This window comes from Rhodococcus sp. Eu-32 (assembly GCF_003336925.1).
Classification (GTDB): Bacteria; Actinomycetota; Actinomycetes; order Mycobacteriales; family Mycobacteriaceae; genus Rhodococcoides; species Rhodococcoides kyotonensis_B.
Genome location: NZ_QGNK01000014.1, coordinates 15267 through 35153 on the forward strand (window position 1 = coordinate 15267; position 19887 = coordinate 35153).

A 19887-nucleotide genomic window follows, 5' to 3' on the forward strand; every position below is an offset into this window, starting at 1 on the left:
GGATCGACGTCTCTCACGGGGTACGCGGACTACGTCGAGGTGGCCGGGACGTCGAGCAGGTACTCGGTGAACGCGGCTCTTTCCGAGTCCGTGATCGGCCGAGACGACTGCGACGACAGGTCGAACATCACCATGAGTGCTTCCGCCTCGGCGCACAGCGCGCCCTCGGCGTCCCGGACCAGATGCCGGACGCCGAAGGACGTCGTGCCGATACTCGAAACCGTCACCTCGATCGACAGCGGCCCCGAGTCGTCGAAGAGGGGACGCAGGAAGTCGACGGCCAGCCTGCGCACGACCGTCGTCCCCCTGCTCCCCACTGTCTCCGTCAGGAGTTCGGTGATGAAGTGCGCCCGAGCTTCCTGCAGATATTCGACGAACCGCGTGTTGTTGACGTGCCCGAGTCGATCCGAGTCGCTCCACCGAACCTGCAGTGAATACTCGAATGTCTTCGACAAGAGCGTCAGTCCCTGGTCAGCTTGCGGTGCGTGACGCGGTGCGGACGGGCTGCGTCGGGTCCGAGGCGCTCGATCTTGTTCGCCTCGTAGCCCTCGAAGTTGCCTTCGTACCAGTACCAGGCTGCCTCGTTGTCACCGAAACCACCCTCCCAGGCAAGGATGTGCGTGCACGTCCGGTCCAGGAACCAGCGGTCGTGGGAGATGACCACGGCACAACCCGGGAACTCCTGCAGCGCGTTCTCGAGCGAACCGAGCGTCTCGACGTCGAGGTCGTTGGTCGGCTCGTCGAGCAGGATCAGGTTTCCGCCCTGCTTCAGCGTCATCGCCAGGTTCAGGCGGTTGCGCTCACCACCGGACAGCACGCCCGACGGCTTCTGCTGGTCGTGCCCCTTGAAACCGAACGAACTGATGTAGGCGCGCGACGGGAACTCCTGGTTTCCGACGGTGATGAAGTCGAGGCCGTCGGACACCGTCTCCCACACCGTCTTCTTCGGGTCGATACCCGCACGGTTCTGGTCGACGTAGCTGAGCTTGACCGTCTGACCGACCTTGACCTCGCCGCCGTCCGGCTCCTCGAGCCCGACGATGGTCTTGAACAGCGTGGTCTTACCGACACCGTTGGGGCCGATGACGCCGACGATGCCGTTGCGCGGCAGCGTGAACGACAGGTCCTTGATCAGGACACGGCCGTCGAAGCCCTTGTCGAGGTGCGAGACCTCGACGACCACGTCACCCAGGCGCGGAGGCGCGGGAATCTGGATCTCGTCGAAGTCCAACTTCCTGGTCTTCTCCGCCTCGGCGACCATCTCGTCGTATCGGTCGAGACGAGCCTTGTTCTTCGCCTGCCGAGCCTTCGCACCGGAACGAACCCATGCGAGTTCGTCCTTGAGGCGCTTCTGCAGCTTCTGGTCCTTCTTGCCCGCGACCTCGAGACGTTCGGCTTTCTTCTCGAGGTAGGTCGAGTAGTTGCCCTCGTACGGGTACAGGTGTCCACGGTCGACCTCGGCGATCCACTGTGCGACGTGATCGAGGAAGTACCGGTCGTGGGTGACGGCGAGAATGGCACCCTGGTACGCCGCCAGGTGCTGCTCGAGCCACAGAACGGATTCCGCGTCGAGGTGGTTGGTCGGTTCGTCGAGAAGGAGCAGGTCTGGCTTGCTCAGCAGCAGCTTGCACAGCGCGACACGTCGCTTCTCACCACCGGAGAGGTTGGTGACGGGAGACTCCGGCGGCGGGCAGCGCAGCGCGTCCATCGCCTGCTCGAGCTGGGAGTCGATTTCCCACGCGTCGGCGTGGTCGAGCTTCTCCTGCAGTTCGCCCATCTCTTCCATGAGCTCGTCCGAGTAGTCGGTGGCCATCAGCTCGGCGATCTCGTTGTACCGCTTGAGCTGCACCATCGTGTCGCCGAGGCCGTCTTCGACGTTCTCGCGAACGGTCTTGGCGTCGTCGAGTTCCGGTTCCTGCATCAGGATGCCGACCGAAGCGCCGGGCGCGAGGAACGCCTCGCCGTTGCCGGGCTGATCGATACCGGCCATGATCTTGAGGATGCTTGACTTACCGGCGCCGTTGGGGCCGACGACGCCGATCTTCGCTCCCGGGTAGAAACTCATCGTGACGTCGTCGAGGATGACCTTGTCGCCGTGCGCCTTGCGCACCTTCTTCATGGTGTAGATGAATTCCGCCATGTGCGCCAGCTTATCGGTGGAACGGCCGTCGAACACCATCGACCGTTCTCCGTCGTCGGGAACGGTGCGACGCACCGGACATGCGCTGCGCGACGGCCCCGAGGCGCATGCCCGGACGCATCGGTCAGACTGCCGCGGTGACGGCGTCGTGCGTGTCGGAGAACTCCGTTCCCGGATCGGTCGGATCCTGCTCGTCGTACTCGTCCTCGTCGCCTCGATCCGGCTCGACGGCGTCCTCGGAACCATCCTGCTCGACGAGTTTCGCCGCGGCTCGCCTCCGATCGACCTCGACGACGCAGCGCGAGAGATCGGGCCCGACTGCGCTCGCGGTCATCTCCAGATCCGCGCGTTCGACGCCTTCTCTCGTCGTGTACTCGTTGGTTCGGAGCTGGCCGTAGGCGACCACCGGGTCACCTTTCATCAGCGACGCACCGACGCCCGTGACCAGCCTGCGCCAGCATGTGACCGTCAAGTACAACGTGCCCCCGTCCGTCCACTCCCCTGTGGTGCGGTTCTGCCGCCTGGCATTGCTCGCCATCCGGAAGCTCAGAACCTGCTCCCCGCTCGCGGTCTGTCGCTTGACCGGATGTGTGATGACGGTTCCCACCACCGCGCACTGTGCTTCGTACATCGACTGTCCCCCTCGGAATCGGATTCGCTGGTCTCGGTCGGCGTCGCCGGGCCGATGGGAACACTGTGCGGCACGGGTGACGTCGAACCGTGGGTCCGAGCTGGGCGAACGAACAACCCTGGGGATAGAGCACGCGTTGTGGACGAACGAGGCCGTCTCGGGCTCACCGGTGACGAACGTGTCGGTGTCCGCTGCTACGGAGCGGACGTTTCGACGTACGTTTCTCCGAGCCGTTCGGACGTCACGGTCCCCGCCGTCAGATCCGCCAGGGTCGCGTCGAAGTCCGCGGTATCGGCGACGGCCACGGTCAGCATGGCCGAAGCGCCGTACTCGACAGACACGATTTCCACGTCGCGACGCCTCAGCTCCGATTCGACGCGCCCGGCATCGGTGTGCGGCAGTTCGATGCGCATCAGCGTTCGCCGGTGTCGGTACAGGAACGACGCACCGCCGAGAGCCTCTGCGACCGCTCCCCCGTACGCCCGCGTCAGGCCACCGGTGCCCAGCTTCGTTCCCCCGAAGTACCGCGTCACGACGGCAACGACGTTGGTCAGGTCGTGTCCGCGCAGAACGTCGAGCATCGGAGTGCCCGCGGTTCCGCCCGGTTCACCGTCGTCGCTCGACCTCTCGACTCGGTGCACGTCTCCGTACACGAACGCCGAACAATGATGTCGCGCAGCAGGTTCGGCGCTTCGCCTCGACGCGATCACCGCGCGCGCTTCCGTTTCGGAGGCCGCACGGGCGACGATCGCGATGAACCGCGACTTCTTGATCTCCACTTCGGCACGCACCGCCGACGCCACCGTGCGCACCACGACCACTCCGTTCCTTCTCGCTGTAGAACAGAGAACTCTACGCGGCCTGTTCGTCGTCGAATTCGCGGTCGATCGCGGCATCGGACGTCCGAGCCAGCTCGAAGTAGGGCCCACGCGCGGCGAGAAGTTCTGCGTGCGTTCCGGATTCGAGTACGCGGCCGTGATCGAGCACGGCGATACGGTCGGCCGTGCGCACGGTCGACAGGCGGTGGGCGATCAGAATCGTGGTGCGTCCCGTCATCAGACTTTCCAATGCGTCTTGCAGCGCACGTTCGGTCGAGTTGTCCAGCGCACTGGTGGCCTCGTCGAGAATCAGGATCGGCGGGTTGCGAAGAACCGTGCGCGCGATGGACAGTCGTTGCTTCTCACCTCCGGAGAAGCGGTAACCGCGTTCGCCGACGACCGTGTCGTACCCGTCGTCCAGGCCCTCGATGAACTCGTGGATCTGCGCGATCCTGGCTGCCTGTTCGATCTCGTCGTCGGTCGCATCGGGCTTTGCGAACCGCAGGTTCTCGCGAATCGTGGCGTGGAACAGGTACGTCTCCTGCGATACCACTCCCACCAGCTCGGCGACCGTGGCAGTGCTCATGTCACGCAAGTCGACGCCGTCTACCGTGATGGCACCGGCGTCGGGATCGTGCAGACGTGCGGTCAGATTGCCGAGCGTCGTCTTCCCGGATCCGGTCGCTCCGACCAGCGCCAGGGTGGAGCCGGCCGGGACGTCCAGGTCGATGTCGACGAGCGTCGGCCGCGTCGCACCGGCGTAGGAGAAGTGGACGTGGTCGAACGCCACGTCGCCTCGAATCTCGTTCTTGTCGAGCACTTTCGGAGTCTGTGGCTCGTCGATGTCGATCGGGAGGTCGAGGTACTCGAAGACGCGACCGAACAGCGCGAGCGACGACTGTACGTCGACGCCGGTGCTCAGCAGTTGCATGGTCGGACGGAAGAGTTGAGTCTGCAGCGTCGTGAATGCGACGAGCGTGCCGACGCTCAGCGTGCTGCCGTGCCCGATCGTGAGTCCGGCGAACCAGTAGACGAGCGCCGGCATGACCGCGAAGCTGATCTGCATGCTGGCCATCCGCCATTTGCCTGCCATCATCGCCGAGAGTTCGATATCGGCGACCTTGCCGGATCGGTCTGCGAACTGCTCGGTCAGCACGGCGCCGGAGCCGGTAGTCTTGCCGAGCAGAATCCCGCTGACCGACAGTGATTCCTCGATCTGCACTGTCAACTCGCTCAACAACTTCTGACGTGTTCCCGAGATCTTTCGACGCTCGTTGCCGATGCGTCGGGCGATGCGCACGAAGACGGGCAGGATCATGAGCGAGAACAGCGCGAGGCGCCAATCCAGCAGGAACAGGGCGACGACCGTGGCCACGACCGTCGTCGCGTTCTGCGCTATCGACGTCGCGGTGTTGGTGACGACCGATTGCATGCCGCCGATGTCGTTGGCGATACGCGACTGCACCTCCCCGGTGCGAGTTCTCGCGAAGAACCCGAGGGACTGCTTCTGCAGATGGCCGTAGACCGCCACGCGGAGGTCGTGCATGAGTTTCTGTCCGACGCCGTTGGACATCCAGGTCTGTACGACGCCGAGAACATTGGTGACGACTGCGACCGCGATCATGCCTGCTGCGATCAGCGTGACGAGTGTGACGTCGCGATCGGGAATGGCGTGATCGAGCAGTTCGCGGAGCAGCAGCGGCGACGCCAGGGCGACGACTGCGCTGAAGACGATGATTGCGGAGACGACCGCGATGCGGAACCGATAGGGGCGGAACAGGCCGAGGACTCGTCCGACCGGGGCCGTGTCGGATGAGCCGCGATCAGAGGCGGCGGACGTCGAATGTGTTTGTGGGCTTACCAAGTAGACCTCCATGATGATCGAGCAACATATTGGAGAGGTTACCTCAATAAGAGGTTGCAGGCAACGCTCGCTATGCTGTCGGACATGCACCCGGAGGAGACACCGAATCTCGCGGACTCGTTCATGGCCGTTGCCCGGCGCATCCGCCATACACACATGAACGCGCTGGAGCCGTTCGGTCTGAACCCGTCGCAGAGTCGCGCGCTGCACGTTCTCGCCCGCGAAGAGAAGCCGGTCCGGCTGCGCGCACTCGCCGACCGGTTGCGCATCGTCGCGCGGTCGGCCACCGACATCGTCGACTCGCTGGAACAGGCCGAACTCGTCGTCCGTGCGCCCGACCCAGCGGATCGGCGCGCAGTGCTGGTCGAGCTCACCGACGACGGACGCAGGCGCCTTCAGGCGATCGACGCCGCGCGTCGCGACGTCGCGGCCCTGGTGTTCGACGGGCTCGAACCCGCCGAACGCGTCGAACTCGCGCGGTTGCTTGCGAAAGTCACCGCGTCTGCGTGACTTAAAGTCCTGCTTCGCGGTCCCGACGCGCCAACTCGGCGAACATGGCGTTGTGCGCGGCGAGGTCCGCGTCGTGGTCCCGCTCGGCGGCGCGGTCGACGCGTTTGGCGTTGCGATCGTCGCTCCGCGACCACTGGATGAGCAACGCCAGCATGACGAGGACGAGTGGGATCTCGCCGGTGGCCCAGGCGATTCCTCCCCCGAGTCGCTGGTCGCCGATCAGGTCGCCGTTCCAGTCCAGCCCCAGAGTTCGGTAGTACCAGCCGCCCAGCACGGTGTTCATGCTCATGAGTGCCACACCGAAGAACGCGTGGAACGGCAGCGACCCGAACACCATGGCCAACTTGGTGATGGGCTCGATGCGGCGCGGCGACGGATCGACACCGATCACGACCCAGTAGAAGAGATAGCCACTGAGGATGAAGTGGGCGTTCATCAGCAGATGCGCCGAGTGGTTGTCCAGAATCGCGTCGAAGATTCCGCCGAGGTACAGCGCGTAGAAGCCGCCGACGAACAGCGCTGCCGCGACGATGGGATGCGTCAGGAACCGCGAGACCGGGCTGTGCAGTGCCTGCAGCAGCCATTCGCGCGGACCAGGGATACCGTCCTTGCCTGCTGCCGGCAGCGCGCGCAGCGCGAGCGTCAACGCACCACCGAGGGCGAGCAACACCGGAGCCAACATCGACAGCGCCATGTGTCCGCCCATGTGCACGCTGAACACCGCGGGCGAATACTTACCGACGCCCGACGACGTGCCGATCAGCATCGTCAGACAGCCGAGCAGGAATGCGGCCGTGCGGCCCATCGGCCACGTGTCGCCGCGTCGGCGAAGGCGTCGGACGCCCAGCAGGTAGACGACGGCCAACACGATCGACGCCGTGCCGAAGATCAGATCGAAGCGCCAGTCGAGGGCGAGACGAGCGAACGTCGGGGGCCCGTCCAGGTCGTATCCCAGTGCGGCCTCCGTCAACGACAGATTCGGGTCGATGTTCGCCGGCGGAGGTGTCCGACCAAGTCCGACGGCGAGTCCGATCGTCGCCGCGAAGATCAGGACCTCGCCTCCGGCGAAGCGGACCAGTGCGCCGCGCGACTGCGGGTCCGCGACGAGGGCGGGCAGTGAGCGTCGACGCTGAATCCACCCGAAGAATCCGAGGACGATCAGCGCGACGATCTTGCCGACCACGAGCAGGCCGTACGTGGTGGTGAACAGGTCCGAGACCGAAACTCGGACCAGCGCGTTGATGACACCGCTGCCGCCCATGACGACGAAGCAGACCGTGGCGACCGCAGAGAACCTGCGGGCGGCGACGTCGGTATGTGCACCCGCGCGTCGGGCATGCGCCAGTACCGCGAACAATCCACCCGCCCACAACGTCGCGGCGACGAGATGCAGAATCAAGCTGTTCGTGGCGGCGTCGTGCGACCCACCCGACGACGAGTGACCCGTCACCGCGATGGGCATCACCGTGCCGAGCGCGAACACCAGCAGCAGCGGGGTCCACGACCAGCGCAGTACCGTCCTCGACGCGATCGCGAGCAGGACGGCCAGGATCGCCGTCCATCGCCACGCACTGGCGATCTCGACCTGATCGAGCGCAACCCACAGATTGTCGGGTTGCAGTGCGACGAGGAACGGCTGACCGGAAGTGTCCGACAGCGTCAGTGGCACCAGCACGAGTGCGCATGCCGCCCAGACAATCGCAGCGATCGAGCCCGTACGCACGGCCCGGTAACCGCCGACGTCGAGCACACCGTTCTTCTGTGGGGGCACGAGGAAGGCCGCGAGTAGGAACGACCCGATCGCGATCGACGCGGCGATCTCTCCCGCAGCGCGCACGGCCGGAAGTCCGTAGATCGTGGCAGGACCCGGATCCGGGATGCCGAGCAACACCAACGCGTCGGACGCCGACAACGTGACGACGAGCGCGGCCACCACGGCAGCGATCGCACCTGCCGTCGCGAACACGGACGTCGACGACTGTGCTTTCGGGGTCGACGACGGTTCGGCGGGTGGTACTTCGGGTGCTGCCATGCAGTCCAGAGTAAGACGTCCCTGAAGTGCGTCGATAGCCAGCGCCCGGATCTGCTACGCACTGTCGTAGTTCATGTGTCGTGCGCCACGGCCGAATCGTGGTGGATCCGGCCGTGCCGCGTCGCGAGTGGCTCGCCGGACCCGCCCCACCGACGTGCGACGATCTCCGCCGCGATCGACACCGCCGTTTCCTGCGGGGTACGCGCGCCGAGGTCGAGTCCGATCGGGCTCGACAGTCCGGCCAGCTGCGCGTCCGTCACCCCCTCGTCCCTCAGTCGCGCCACGCGATCGTCGTGGGTACGACGCGAACCCATCGCCCCGACGTAGGCGAACTCTCGGTGCCGCAGAGCACGAGCGAGCAACGGGATGTCGAACTTGGGGTCGTGAGTCAGCACGCACACGACGGTTCGCCGATCCACCGCGCCTGTCGAGATCTGCGCGTCGAGATAGCGATGCGGCCAATCGACCACCACCTCCTCCGCGGAGGGGAAGCGTGCGCGCGTCGCGAACACCGCGCGCGCATCGCAGACCGTGACGCGGTAACCGAGGAACGCGCCCTGTTCGGCGACGGCGGCCGCGAAGTCGATCGCGCCGAACACGAGCATGCGCGGGCGCGGCGCGTAGCTCGCCACGAAGACGTCCATCCCGTCGCCGAGGCGTTCACCGTCGGGCCCGTAACTCAGCACGGCCGAGGCACCCGTCGCGAGCAGTCCCCGAGCGTCGTCCACGACGGCGTTGTTCGTCCTCGCGGACCCGAGCGATCCGTTCGCGTGGGCCTCGCGCACGACGAGGTGCATGCCTACTCGGTCCGGGTCGGGATGCGCGATGATCGTGGCGACAGCGACCGGGTGATCCGCGGCGACGGCGTTCGCGACGGTGTCGAGTTCGGGAAACGTTGCGCGCGAGACCGGTTCGACGAACACGTCGAGCACTCCCCCGCACGTGAGACCGACGGCGAAAGCATCGTCGTCGCTGACCCCGTAACGTTCCAACGAGGGCGAACCGGTGGTCGTGGCCGTCGTCGCCACCTCGTACACCGCACCTTCGACGCAGCCGCCGGACACCGATCCCAGAACGGAACCGTCGGGTGCGACGACCATCGAGGCGCCCGCCGGACGCGGAGCGGATTCGAACGTCCGCACGACGGTGCCGACCCCCGCGGTCCCACCACCGCGCCAGATCGCGATCAAGTCGTCCAGGACGTCCCGCATCGGCCACCCTTCCGGACTACGTCGTCGCACTGTCGAACTCGACACTGATGCCCACCCGGAGCGCAGTCGAAACGGAGAATGCGTGTAGCTGAAGTGCCCCCGGCAGGATTCGAACCTGCGACCAAGGGATTAGAAGGCCCTTGCTCTATCCCCTGAGCTACGGAGGCTGACTCGGGCGTGACCGCCCGAGCACGGTTGATGAGTGTACCCGCTCGGTTCGGAGCGTTTCGCAGGTCCCGCGGACACTGCGCTTGGACGCCGTCATAGCACCGCGGGACGATGTTGTCAGCAGTCACAACGCGCTTCCGGCGTCTCACACCCTGCACTCCTGCCACAGTGGTTCGGGATCGATTCATCGACGCGGCGGGGGGCTGCTCAATGGCGGGGGAAACGTGTCCGAAGGCAACGAAATCTGTTCGCGGGGGCAAGAAGTCGAGAGTGTTCGCGGCGGCCGCTGCCGCGTTCGCACTCGCGTCGTTGCCGGCGACGGCGCAGGCCGACATCACACCGATCACGGTCGTCAACGGCATCGTGTCGACGGTCGGTGGATGCCAGTCCGCCGACCTGCAGGCGATCATCCGGTGTACGCAGTTCGAGTTCCTCACCAGGCAGGCACCGTTGATGCTGGACATCGATCAGGCAGGCACGACCATCGTGGTTCTCGGCGCGGGCCTGTACGACGATGGTTCGATGCGTCCGATGCTGGTCGACCGATTGAACGCCGCGTTGACGTTGGCCCGGCGCTATCCGGCGGCACCCATCGTCACGAGTGGCGGCGTTCCGCGTTCGGGGGTGACCGAGGCGCGCGCGATGCGTAACTGGTTGGTGGACAACGGTATCGCGCCCCACCGAATCACGGAGGAGGACCGATCACGTTCCACCATCGAAAATGCCGCGAACACCGTCACGCTGCTGGCGGGTCGGCGGACGTCGGGAATCGTCGTCGTGTCCAGTCCGAATCACGTCGAACGTGCGCTGGTGAACTTCCGCAACGCGACGGCGGGCAGACTGCCTGTCAGCGGCGTGATCTCCGCGGGCTGACAGGCGTCCACGCTGCCGACGGCCCGGGCCTAGGACGCCTCGGCGACCTCACCGGTCGGCGGCGGGACGTCGAGGTTCTCCGCACGTTCCAGGGCGTCGACGACCAAGGCCGCGTGGAGAGCCATCAGGCCGACAGGGCTGAGCGGGTCGACGCCCGTGAGCGTCTCGATCCGCTTCAGTCGGTAGTCGACCGTATTGGGGTGCACAAACAGAGCTTTCGCGCTCGCACGTCGGTTGGCCTCGGTGGAGATGAACGTCTGCAATGTGTGCACGAGTTCGGGTGACGCGCTGAGCGGATCGATCAGCGCCCGCATCCGCGCCCGTCCGGGTCCGGGTCGCGTCAGCTGAAATTCCAACGCCATGTCGGCAGTGCGGTATACGCCCGACCGATAGTTCAAACCGCGTGCGAGCGAAACCAACTCACGGCAGTGAGTCGCGGTGGACGGAACGTCGTTCGTTCTGGCGGATGCGGTCGCGGCGAGCACACGACGTCCGAGCAGCGACTCCACGCGACCGACCAGGCTCTCTACCGATCCCTGTGCACCACCGGGCCGAAGCACCACACCGCCGCGCCCACCCAACGAGATCAGCGTCCCGTCCGGCTCGAACCGGGCCACGTCGTCTTCGATGCGGTCGAGAACGTTCTGCGCCACGACCTCCCCGCCGGGACCGGTGCGATCGTCGTCGAAAGACAGCGAGACGACGTCGTAGTCGGCCGCGATCGCAACGCCCGCCCGTGCCGCCAGACGCACGCTTTCCCCGTCACCTGCCAGCAGAGACTCGGTCAATCGACGCGTGCGATCACGCTCCCCCGTGCTCGATCCGCAGCTGTCGAGGTAGACACCCGACACCGCAGTTCCCACGGCTTCCAGGACGCTGACCATGAGTACCGCACCGTCGACGACAGACGCGTCGCCGGTGGACGCCTTCTCTCGAAGTACCTGCGCGGCTGCGACATGCATCGTGTGCAGTACGGCTCGCAGTGGAACGCCCTTGCGCGCAAGCGCTCGTGATACGCGTGACAACTCGTCGAGCTGCCCGGGGTCCGGTAACTTTCGCGCGGAGAGCGCGGAGGAGGCGACTGCGCGGCACCTCGACCTGAATTCGTCCTCGGGCCTGACGGGCGTATCGGAGTGTCGCGGCCCCACGTTCACCAACATGTCGGATCACCCTTTCTCGACGTGCGCCTGAGCGTCGGGAATACCGTAACGCAATTTACGGTCCGCAAGTACGCGATTACGCATTCAAACATTCTCGAAGTTTGTTTCGGAAGGCCGTGGACACCCGAAGACCACCCGGCGTGATGCCGGGTGGTCTCGGTCGTTTCGCTCAGCGATTCTCGATGTCTCGGCGGTGCTCGAACTCGCCGTCGATGACGGTACCGAGGGACGCGTCGTCCCGCGCCTTGCGCGCGGCTTCCCGCATCTCGATCCCGTCGGAGATCCAGTCCCCGATCTCCCGCGTCACATCACGCACGGCTCCAGCAATGATGACGGCGATCTTGCCGACGTGTCCGGCCGCCGATTCCGTCAATTCCTGAACGGTGTCCTTGTTGCGTTCGAACTTGCCAACCACCGATTCGTCCCCTCGCATAGGTCTGTCGACTGTGGCGATGTCGGCCATGATCAGGCCGCAACCTTCGTGCGCTCGACGATAACACCGACATGCTGTGTCGAACCGGTCAGCGAATCGGGAAGAGCGAGTTTGAAGATCTTGCCCCACACCGTTCCGATCTGCTTGAAGAAGCCGCCGGTGTTGTACGGCAGACCGTACTTGGTGCACAGAGCTTTCACTTCGGGAGCGATCTCGGGGTACCGATGAGCAGGAAGATCCGGGAACAGGTGATGCTCGATCTGATGGGACAGATTTCCCGACATGATGTGGAACAGCGGACTTCCCTCGATGTTCGCCGAACCCAACATCTGACGGACGTACCACTCCCCTCGCGACTCGTTCTCCGTTTCTTCCTCGGTGAACGTCTGGACGCCAGTCGGGAAGTGCCCGCAGAAGATGATCGAGTAGGTCCACAGATTGCGAATGAGATTCGCACCGACGTTGCCGACGAGCGTGGTGACGAAGAACGGCCCGGACAGGGCGGGGAAGACGACATAGTCCTTCAGCACTTGGCGACCGGCCTTGCGCCACATGCCTTTCAGCAACGGCTTGATGTCGTGCCATTTGCGCTTGCCCTGAATCACGTTCTCTGCCTCGAGATCGTGCAACATGACGCCCCACTCGAAGAACACCATGAGCAGAAAGGCATAGACCGGATTGCCGAGGTAGTACGGGTTCCACTTCTGCCCCTCGTCCATGCGCAGAATTCCGTACCCGATGTCGCGATCCTTGCCGACGATGTTGGTGAAGGTGTGGTGCATGTAATTGTGCGAATGCTTCCACTGATCGGCCGGGCACACCGTATCCCATTCGAACACACGGGAATTGAAGCCTGGTTCACGCATCCAGTCGTACTGGCCGTGCATGACGTTGTGCCCGATCTCCATGTTGTCGAGGATCTTCGAGATGCCGAGCGCACCGACGCCTGCCAGCCATACCGGCGGAAGAAACGGCATGTACATCATGGCGCGGCCGGCGATCTCGAAGCCACGTTGCGTCTTGACGATGTTGTAGATGTACTCGCGGTCCTCGTCGCCGAGCTTGGCGACGGTACGGGCGCGCAGCTCGTCGAGTTCGCGCCCGAGTTCCTGGACCTGCTCGTACGACAGCACTGTCGGCGCGAGATCCCGCGGTGTGTCCGCGCGAGAACCGCCGAACAGCGGGAAAGACAGTGTGGGAAAAGGTATTCCGAACATAAGATCGTTCTCCGTTCCGGATTGTCCTGGTTCAGATGTCGAGCGCGACGTCGCCGACGGGCACCGACACGCAGAGTTGGATCTCCTTGTCCGGCTCGACGTCGACTTCACCCGTCTTGACGTTTTTCGTGCACCCGGACTTCTTCACGGACGTGCACGTGAAGCAGATGCCCATGCGGCAGCCGTACTCGAACCTCAATCCGGCGTCTTCTGCCTGTTCGAGCAACGTTCGACCCGAATTCTCGGTTACGACACCGCTTTCCGCGAAGGTGAGCGTACCGTCCACATCTTCTTCGACGGCCACGACAGGCGCCGCGAATTCCTCCGTGTGCAACCGATCCGACAGACCGAGGTCGTCGTACGTCTCGGCGACCGACCGCATCAAGGCCGGCGGCCCGCACAGGAAAGTCTCTGCGTCCTCGAACCACGGCGCGACCTCGTCGAGATGTGCACGTGAGAAATAGCCGTGCAGGTCGCCACCGGAATCCTGGTCCGTGTAGGCATACACGATCCGCACGTCCGGAAACGCATCGGCGATCTCGTCGAGTTCACGTCGATAGGCGACGTCCCGTTCGGTGTACGCGTAGTGCACGAAAGTGAGATCGCTGGTGCACCCCTCGTCCAGCAGCGACCTCAGCATCGACAACACGGGCGTGATGCCGCTTCCGCCGCTGATCAGCAGTGTCCGGGCCGGACGAGGCGTCGGAACGCGGAAGGTGCCGTCCGCCTGCGAGAGGCTGACGACGAGTCCGGGCGCTGCCGCGCGATGAAGATAACCCGAGACCAGACCGTCGGGATGCGCCTTGACGGTGATCTCGATGAGGCCGTCGGACCGATATTGCGAGCAGGCGGGCGAATAGCACCGCGTGTGGCGGACTCCGTCGATGACGACACCGACCTGGACGAACTGACCGGCTTCGAACCCTTTCCACTGCCACGTCGGACGCAGAGTCAACGTGACGGTGTCTTCGGTGGATCGATGTACTGCGACGACCTCGGCGCGCAGATCACGCACCGTCGTCATCGGGTCCACGAGCTCGAGGTAGCGATCGAGTTCGTGTGGCGACGCCATGGCCTCGAACAGCGACAACGCCGAGAACCTTCCGAAAAGACTTGACCGTCGCGACTTCTGTCCGAGCATCATCTCGCCTCCCGATCAGGGTCGAAACCGAGAAAGTTTCAGTGTACGTATGTGCACTGGAAGTAAGTGTGCCAGACGATCACGGGCACCTGTCAACGATGCTGTGATGGCAAGTACACCCCCGCTTGTACGTGACACACGTCACCCCGTCGACAAAAGTCTTCGCCGAGCCGGCGGCAACCGATCAGTGGACAGCCATAAACTGACAGTCGTGACGGAACCGGGAACGCGAGCCGAACGGAAGGAACGCACGCGCCAAGCGCTCATCGAGGGCACGTTGGAGCTGCTGCGTGACCGGTCGTTCGCCAGCGTCAGCCTCCGCGAAGTCAGCAGGTCCGCGGGCATCGTCCCGACGGCGTTCTACCGACACTTCGCGTCGATGGAAGATCTCGGGGTCGCACTGGTGGAGGACTCGATGCGCATGCTCCGGCAGATGCTTCGGGACGCCAGAAAGGATCCGAGCGTCAAGAATGCGTCGGAATCGCTGCGCATCCTGGTCCGACAGGTGCGCAACCACGAAGAACAGTTTCGCTTCCTGGCGCGCGAGCGCTACGGCGGAGTCACCGAGGTGCGTCGAGCGTTCGCCACCGAGCTGCGCATGTTCGTCAGCGAACTGACCATCGATCTGGCGCGCATGCCCGGCCTTCGGGCGTGGAACGTGGACGACCTGGAGATGGCCGCCGACCTGATCGTGTCGACGATGCTCACCGCCGCCGAAGGCCTGCTGGAGATCGACAGGCCTGGCAGCCGCAAGGAGCAGGACCTCGTGCGCAGAACGGAACAACAGGTGCGCCTCGTCGTGCTCGGCATGGGAGCCTGGAAGCCCGACCACAGTCGAGAGGATCGTTCATGACGTCGACCGCCACGACGGTGACCCTCGGCGAGCTCGAGTTCGACGTGCTCGTCGCAGGTCCAGCCGACGGCCTTCCGACCGTGCTGCTGCACGGCTTTCCGCAGACGTCCGCGTGTTGGGATGCGGTCGTTCCGCATCTCACGGCAGGCAGGCTGCGGACCATCGCACCCGACCAACGGGGTTACTCCCCCGGCGCGCGTCCCGCCGGGGTCGACGCGTACGCGTCGGACAAGCTGGTCGGTGACGTTCTCGGTCTGCTCGACGCCTTCGATCTCGACTCGGCACACATCGTCGGACACGACTGGGGTGCTGCGGTTGCATGGCAACTGGCAGCACACCATTCCGACCGCGTGCGTTCGCTGACAGCAGTTTCCGTTCCGCACACGGCTGCGTTCGGGTGGGCGCTACGTCACGACGAAGATCAGCAGGAGCGATCCGAATACATCGGCTTGCTGCGCCAGGAAGGCAAAGCCGAGAGGGTGCTGCTCGAGAACGACGGGGCCCGCCTGCGGGCGATGTTCTCCGACCGAAGTCTCGACGACCGTTACGTCGAGCACCTGAGTCAACCGGGCGCGCTGACCGCCGCACTGAACTGGTATCGCGCGATGACCAACGCGTTCGGCTCACTCGAACCGGTCCGCGTGCCGACGACGTACGTCTGGAGCAATCAGGACTCGGCGATCGGACGCGCGGCAGCCGAGCGGTGCGGCGAATTCGTCGACGCGCCCTACTCGTTCGTCGAACTCGACGGGGTGTCCCACTGGGTTCCGGAGGAAGCGCCCGCGCGGCTCGCCGACGAGATCCTCACCCGCGTCCGCGCCGTCTAGACCCTGTCGGGCGCCCGGACCGCCATCAGGGCGGCCAGTCCGACGACGAGTACGAGGATCAGACCACCGATCCCGGCTCGGTCGGCGTCGAACAACCACACGAAGAGCCCGAACATCGTCGGCGCGAGGAACGACACCGCGCGGCCCGTCGTCGCGTAGAGCCCGAAGAATTGACCTTCCCGTCCTGGAGGCGCCAGACGAGCGAGAAAGGTACGCGACGACGACTGCGCCGGGCCGACGAACAAACACAGAATCAGTCCGAAGATCCAGAACAGAACGGGTCCGGACACGAACAGCAGCACGATCCCCGCGACGATCATCGACGCAAGTGAGAACGCGATGACGGCCTTGGGCCCGGCTCGGTCGTCGAACCGCCCTGCCGTCACCGCACCCAGACCGGCGACGACGTTCGCAGCCACACCGAACAGCAGCACATCAGCGGTTCCGATGCCGTACACGCTGACGGCGAGTACGGCTCCGAAGGTGAAGACGCCTGCCAGTCCGTCGCGGAACAGTGCACTCGCGACGAGGAAGTAGACGCTGCGGCGGTCGGCGGCCCACAGTTCGCGTAAGTCGCGGAACAATACCTTGTAGGACTCGACCAACCCGGCCTTCGCGGCGCCGGGGTCGGCACTCGTGGACGGCATCTCGGGTACGGCGAAGAACACCGGAATTGCCGACACCGCGAACCACACGGCCGCGAGCAACGCGACGAGACGGATGTTGAGGCCACCGTCGGTGGTCAACCCGAGCAGACCTCGGGTGTCGCCGTCACCGGTGATGAACCCGAAGTAACATACGAGCAACAGCACGATGCCGCCGAAATACCCCATCGACCAACCGAATCCGGAGACGCGCCCGATGTTCTGGGGCGTCGAGACCTGCCGAAGCATCGAATTGTAGGGAATGCTGGCGAGCTCGAACAGGATCGATCCGGCAGCGAGGAGAACCAGACCGAGCCACAGGTAGTGGTAGTCGTCGCGAACGAAGAACAGGCCAGCCATGCTCGCGACGGTCAGGCCGGTCAGGATCGCCAGTGACTGCTTGCGCTTTCCTCGCGCGTCGAATCGTTGGCCGGAAATCGGTGCGAGAACGGCGATCACGACGCCCGACAGTCCGATTGCCCAGCTGAACCACGACGTCGCCGAGATCGAACCGGGTAGGTCGTCGCCCACGGCATCGGTCAGGTAGACCGAGAACACGAACGTCAGGATCACCGCGTTGAACGCCGCCGATCCCCAATCCCATATCCCCCAGGCGAATACCTGCTTGCGGGTGGTCGCGACGCCGACTACGGCATCCGCCTGTGCACTCATGTGTCGAAGCCTAAGCCAGGCAGGCGCCTCCGGCGCACGTGCGCGGCAATACATAGCCCTCTATGTATTTCTGCGAACATGCAACTAGTTGCATACTCACCTCGTTGCATACATACTGATGCCCGTGGCTCTCGAACATGCGATTCTGGTGTCCCTTTCCGAGCAGTCCGGCTCGGGATACGAGCTTGCCCGCCGCTTCGACAAGTCGATCGGCTTCTTCTGGAGCGCCACCCACCAGCAGATCTACCGCGTGTTGACGCGGATGGACGCGGCTGGCTGGGTCGCCGGCACCGTTGTTTCCCGAGACGGCCGACCCGACAAGAAGGTCTACTCCGTCGCCGACGCGGGCCGGGCCGAGCTGGATCGCTGGATCGCCGAGCCCACCGACCCGAGCCGCCTACGGGACGAACTGGCCGTGAAGATCAGGGGTACCGCACTCGGCGACGTCGAGGCAGTGAGAGCCGAGGTCAGACGCCACCGCCAGGTGCATTCCGAGCGCCTGGAGATGTATCGACTGATCGAAAAGCGGGACTTTCCGTCACCGGAAAGCGTGGAGGGAGCCGCATTGCATCAATACCTGGTGCTGCGGGGCGGAATTCGAGTCGAGGAGGGGTTCACGCAATGGTGCGACGAGATTCTGGAGAGACTGTGACCGGGGCGAGCAGGTATCCGATTCTGTTGTCCCCGTTCAATGTCGGCAGGACGACATTGAAGAACCGTGTGATCATGGGGTCCATCCACACCGGCTTGGAGGACCGTGCGCGCGACATCGACCGCCTCGCCGAGTACTTCGCCGAGCGGGCACGCGGGGGCGTCGCGCTCATCGTCACCGGCGGTTATGCGCCCAACCGAACGGGTTGGCTGCTCCCGTTCGGCGCGAAGTTGACGAACAGACTGGAAGCACGCCGACACCGCCGCGTCACCGAGGCCGTGCACCGTGAAGGCGGCAAGATCGCTCTGCAGATTCTGCATGCGGGTCGATACTCCTACCAGCCGTTCAGTGTGTCGGCGTCGTCGATCAAGGCTCCTATCAATCCTTTTCGCCCTCGAAGGTTGACGTCTCGAGGGGTGCGATGGCAGATCAGGAATTTCGTTCGATGCGCGCGGCTCGCCCAATCCGCGGGATACGACGGCGTCGAAATCATGGGCGGCGAGGGCTATTTCATCAACCAGTTCCTGTCCGAGCGCACCAACCGCCGACGCGACGAATGGGGTGGCAGCCCAGAGAAGCGCCGACGCATCGCCGTCGAGATCGCACGAGGAATCCGCAGCGCCGTCGGAGACGACTTTCTGGTGATGTTCCGATTGTCGATGGCCGACCTTGTCGAAGGCGGACAAAGTTGGAACGAGATCGTCTCTCTCGCACAGGATCTCGAACGTGTGGGCGTCGACGTCATCAACACCGACATCGGCTGGCACGAGTCGCGTGTCCCGACCATCGTGACCTCGGTACCTCGTGGCGCATTCGCCGACATCACCGGCAAACTCGACAAGCACGTCGACATCCCGGTGGCGGCGTCGAACCGCATCAACATGCCCGACATCGCCGAGAACATCCTCGCTCGCGGTGACGCTCAACTGATTTCGATGGCTCGCCCCATGCTCGCCGACCCGTTCTGGGTGCGCAAGGCCGAAGCGGACGACGCCGACGCCATCAACACCTGCATCGCGTGCAATCAGGCGTGCCTGGATCATGCATTCGTCCACAAGAACGTGTCCTGCCTGGTCAACCCCCGGGCCGGCCGTGAGGTCGAGTTGAAGCTGCTCCCCGCGAAGCGCACCAAGAAGGTGGCGGTCGTCGGCGGAGGCCCTGCAGGTCTGTCCGCTGCGCTCGAGTGCGCGCGCCGCGGGCATTCCGTCAGCCTGTTCGAGGCACGTCCCGGTCTCGGTGGTCAATTCGGTATCGCACAACGCATCCCGGGCAAGGAAGAGTTCTCCGAGACGATCCGCTACTTCACCACTGCGCTGCGCGATGCCGACGTCACCCTCCATCTCGGTCGGCGCGTCACGGCAGCGGAGCTCGTGGACGGCGAGTTCGACGAGGTTGTCGTCGCAACCGGTGTCGTCCCCCGCATCCCGTCGATTCCAGGCATCGATCACCCATCGGTGCTGTCGTACGCCGACGTCGTCGAGCACGGAAAACCGGTGGGTGATCGCGTCGCGGTCATCGGTGCGGGCGGCATCGGCGTCGACATCTCCGAATTCCTCACCACCGACGTCTCCCCCACGCTCGATCTGAAGGAATGGAAACAAGAATGGGGCGTCACCGAACCCGAGGCCGCGCCCGGCGCGTTGACGACGCCCGTGCCTGCGGCGTCGCCCCGTGAGGTCTTTCTCCTGCAGAGGAAGAAGGGCCGCATCGGGGCAGGTCTCGCGAAGACCACCGGCTGGGTCCACCGCGCTGCGCTGAAGGCCAAGGGCGTGCACGAGATCTCCGGCGTCAACTACGAGCGCATCGACGACGACGGACTGCACATCTCCTTCGGCGAGAAGCACGAGAAGCCGCGCGTGCTCGACGTCGACACGATCGTCGTCTGCGCGGGCCAGGAATCGGTACGCGATATCGCCGACGACCTCGACGCAGCAGGCGTGACGACGCATGTCATCGGCGGCGCCGACCTGGCCGCGGAGCTGGACGCCAAACGCGCGATCGAGCAGGGCACACGCCTCGCCGCACGGTTGTGACCGCATCC

The 19887-nt window shown here is 64.8% G+C and carries 18 protein-coding genes and 1 tRNA gene; 6 read left to right on the forward strand and 13 right to left on the reverse strand.

Translation table 11 applies throughout. From position 1 onward, the window contains the following. Positions 1-29: 29 nt before the first annotated feature. The 5 genes from DK926_RS17160 to DK926_RS17180 form a co-directional block, all read right to left on the reverse strand. Positions 30-455, reverse strand: coding sequence for a thioesterase family protein (locus DK926_RS17160; RefSeq protein ID WP_114331415.1), 426 nt, complete (start codon positions 453-455; stop codon positions 30-32). A gap of 5 nt (positions 456-460) precedes the next feature. Beyond that, positions 461-2140, reverse strand: a complete 1680-nt coding sequence (gene ettA / locus DK926_RS17165; RefSeq protein ID WP_068423855.1) for an energy-dependent translational throttle protein EttA — start codon at positions 2138-2140, stop codon at positions 461-463. Positions 2141-2264: 124 nt separating this feature from the next. Continuing rightward, on the reverse strand, positions 2265-2771 hold the full coding sequence (gene ssb, locus DK926_RS17170) for a single-stranded DNA-binding protein (protein ID WP_068423812.1): 507 nt from the start codon (positions 2769-2771) through the stop codon (positions 2265-2267). Between the two features lie 194 nt (positions 2772-2965). Then, complete coding sequence (locus DK926_RS17175) at positions 2966-3586, reverse strand: YigZ family protein (protein WP_243636866.1); 621 nt, start codon at positions 3584-3586, stop codon at positions 2966-2968. Between the two features lie 37 nt (positions 3587-3623). Next, positions 3624-5453: an ABC transporter ATP-binding protein gene (locus DK926_RS17180; RefSeq protein WP_279387093.1), complete on the reverse strand. Its 1830-nt coding sequence runs from the start codon at positions 5451-5453 to the stop codon at positions 3624-3626. 84 nt (positions 5454-5537) lie between these two features. Here DK926_RS17180 and DK926_RS17185 point away from each other — a divergent pair, with 84 nt between their 5' ends. Next, on the forward strand, positions 5538-5963 hold the full coding sequence (locus DK926_RS17185) for a MarR family transcriptional regulator (protein ID WP_114331514.1): 426 nt from the start codon (positions 5538-5540) through the stop codon (positions 5961-5963). A gap of 1 nt (position 5964) precedes the next feature. Here the strand turns inward: DK926_RS17185 and DK926_RS17190 are convergent, their stop codons facing one another. The 3 genes from DK926_RS17190 to DK926_RS17200 all read right to left on the reverse strand — a co-directional run bounded on the left by DK926_RS17190 (position 5965) and on the right by DK926_RS17200 (position 9373). Beyond that, on the reverse strand, positions 5965-7995 hold the full coding sequence (locus DK926_RS17190; protein WP_114331418.1) for a cytochrome c oxidase assembly protein: 2031 nt from the start codon (positions 7993-7995) through the stop codon (positions 5965-5967). Positions 7996-8066: 71 nt separating this feature from the next. Further along, the gene (locus tag DK926_RS17195; RefSeq protein ID WP_114331419.1) at positions 8067-9206 is read right to left on the reverse strand and encodes an XdhC/CoxI family protein; all 1140 of its coding nucleotides are present in this window, start codon (positions 9204-9206) and stop codon (positions 8067-8069) included. Between the two features lie 94 nt (positions 9207-9300). Next, positions 9301-9373, reverse strand: a tRNA-Arg gene (locus tag DK926_RS17200). A 271-nt stretch (positions 9374-9644) separates the two neighbouring features. Between DK926_RS17200 and DK926_RS17205 the strand changes: the two genes are divergently transcribed. After that, positions 9645-10247, forward strand: coding sequence for a YdcF family protein (locus DK926_RS17205; RefSeq protein ID WP_243636867.1), 603 nt, complete (start codon positions 9645-9647; stop codon positions 10245-10247). 29 nt (positions 10248-10276) lie between these two features. Here DK926_RS17205 and DK926_RS17210 read toward each other — a convergent pair whose 3' ends face one another. The 4 genes from DK926_RS17210 to DK926_RS17225 all read right to left on the reverse strand — a co-directional run bounded on the left by DK926_RS17210 (position 10277) and on the right by DK926_RS17225 (position 14198). After that, a complete protein-coding gene (locus DK926_RS17210; protein WP_114331421.1) occupies positions 10277-11407 on the reverse strand; it encodes a PucR family transcriptional regulator in 1131 nt (376 codons plus the stop codon). A 169-nt stretch (positions 11408-11576) separates the two neighbouring features. Further along, entirely contained in the window at positions 11577-11822 is a 246-nt protein-coding gene (locus DK926_RS17215; RefSeq protein ID WP_068423860.1) for a hypothetical protein, read from the reverse strand. A 50-nt stretch (positions 11823-11872) separates the two neighbouring features. Further along, positions 11873-13057 (reverse strand): acyl-CoA desaturase, encoded by a 1185-nt coding sequence (locus DK926_RS17220; RefSeq protein ID WP_114331422.1) that lies wholly within the window; start codon positions 13055-13057, stop codon positions 11873-11875. A gap of 31 nt (positions 13058-13088) precedes the next feature. After that, entirely contained in the window at positions 13089-14198 is a 1110-nt protein-coding gene (locus tag DK926_RS17225; RefSeq protein WP_114331516.1) for a ferredoxin reductase, read from the reverse strand. 211 nt (positions 14199-14409) lie between these two features. Here DK926_RS17225 and DK926_RS17230 point away from each other — a divergent pair, with 211 nt between their 5' ends. Then, positions 14410-15051, forward strand: a complete 642-nt coding sequence (locus DK926_RS17230; protein ID WP_114331423.1) for a TetR family transcriptional regulator — start codon at positions 14410-14412, stop codon at positions 15049-15051. Next, positions 15048-15878, forward strand: a complete 831-nt coding sequence (locus DK926_RS17235) for an alpha/beta hydrolase (RefSeq protein ID WP_114331424.1) — start codon at positions 15048-15050, stop codon at positions 15876-15878. The genes DK926_RS17230 and DK926_RS17235 overlap by 4 nt, the downstream gene beginning before the upstream one ends. Here DK926_RS17235 and DK926_RS17240 read toward each other — a convergent pair. Next, positions 15875-17194 (reverse strand): MFS transporter, encoded by a 1320-nt coding sequence (locus tag DK926_RS17240; RefSeq protein ID WP_114331425.1) that lies wholly within the window; start codon positions 17192-17194, stop codon positions 15875-15877. The two genes, DK926_RS17235 and DK926_RS17240, sit on opposite strands and share 4 nt — an antisense overlap. 124 nt (positions 17195-17318) lie before the next feature. On the opposite strand from DK926_RS17240, the gene DK926_RS17245 reads away from it, so the two are divergent. Together DK926_RS17245 and DK926_RS17250 are read left to right on the forward strand one after the other, a co-directional pair. Then, positions 17319-17846: a PadR family transcriptional regulator gene (locus DK926_RS17245; protein ID WP_114331517.1), complete on the forward strand. Its 528-nt coding sequence runs from the start codon at positions 17319-17321 to the stop codon at positions 17844-17846. Further along, on the forward strand, positions 17816-19879 hold the full coding sequence (locus DK926_RS17250; protein ID WP_114331426.1) for an NADPH-dependent 2,4-dienoyl-CoA reductase: 2064 nt from the start codon (positions 17816-17818) through the stop codon (positions 19877-19879). The genes DK926_RS17245 and DK926_RS17250 overlap by 31 nt, the downstream gene beginning before the upstream one ends. Positions 19880-19887 lie beyond the last annotated feature (8 nt).

Bases quoted from the DNA above. Each gene is read 5' to 3' on its own strand.
- ettA (WP_068423855.1), bottom strand. From the start codon at position 2,140: ATGGCGGAATTCATCTACACCATGAAGAAGGTGCGCAAGGCGCACGGC.
- ssb (WP_068423812.1), bottom strand. From the start codon at position 2,771: ATGTACGAAGCACAGTGCGCGGTGGTGGGAACCGTCATCACACATCCG.
- DK926_RS17185 (WP_114331514.1), top strand. From the start codon at position 5,538: ATGCACCCGGAGGAGACACCGAATCTCGCGGACTCGTTCATGGCCGTT.
- DK926_RS17190 (WP_114331418.1), bottom strand. From the start codon at position 7,995: ATGGCAGCACCCGAAGTACCACCCGCCGAACCGTCGTCGACCCCGAAA.
- DK926_RS17195 (WP_114331419.1), bottom strand. From the start codon at position 9,206: ATGCGGGACGTCCTGGACGACTTGATCGCGATCTGGCGCGGTGGTGGG.
- DK926_RS17210 (WP_114331421.1), bottom strand. From the start codon at position 11,407: ATGTTGGTGAACGTGGGGCCGCGACACTCCGATACGCCCGTCAGGCCC.
- DK926_RS17220 (WP_114331422.1), bottom strand. From the start codon at position 13,057: ATGTTCGGAATACCTTTTCCCACACTGTCTTTCCCGCTGTTCGGCGGT.
- DK926_RS17225 (WP_114331516.1), bottom strand. From the start codon at position 14,198: ATGCTCGGACAGAAGTCGCGACGGTCAAGTCTTTTCGGAAGGTTCTCG.
- DK926_RS17235 (WP_114331424.1), top strand. From the start codon at position 15,048: ATGACGTCGACCGCCACGACGGTGACCCTCGGCGAGCTCGAGTTCGAC.
- DK926_RS17240 (WP_114331425.1), bottom strand. From the start codon at position 17,194: ATGAGTGCACAGGCGGATGCCGTAGTCGGCGTCGCGACCACCCGCAAG.
- DK926_RS17250 (WP_114331426.1), top strand. From the start codon at position 17,816: ATGGTGCGACGAGATTCTGGAGAGACTGTGACCGGGGCGAGCAGGTAT.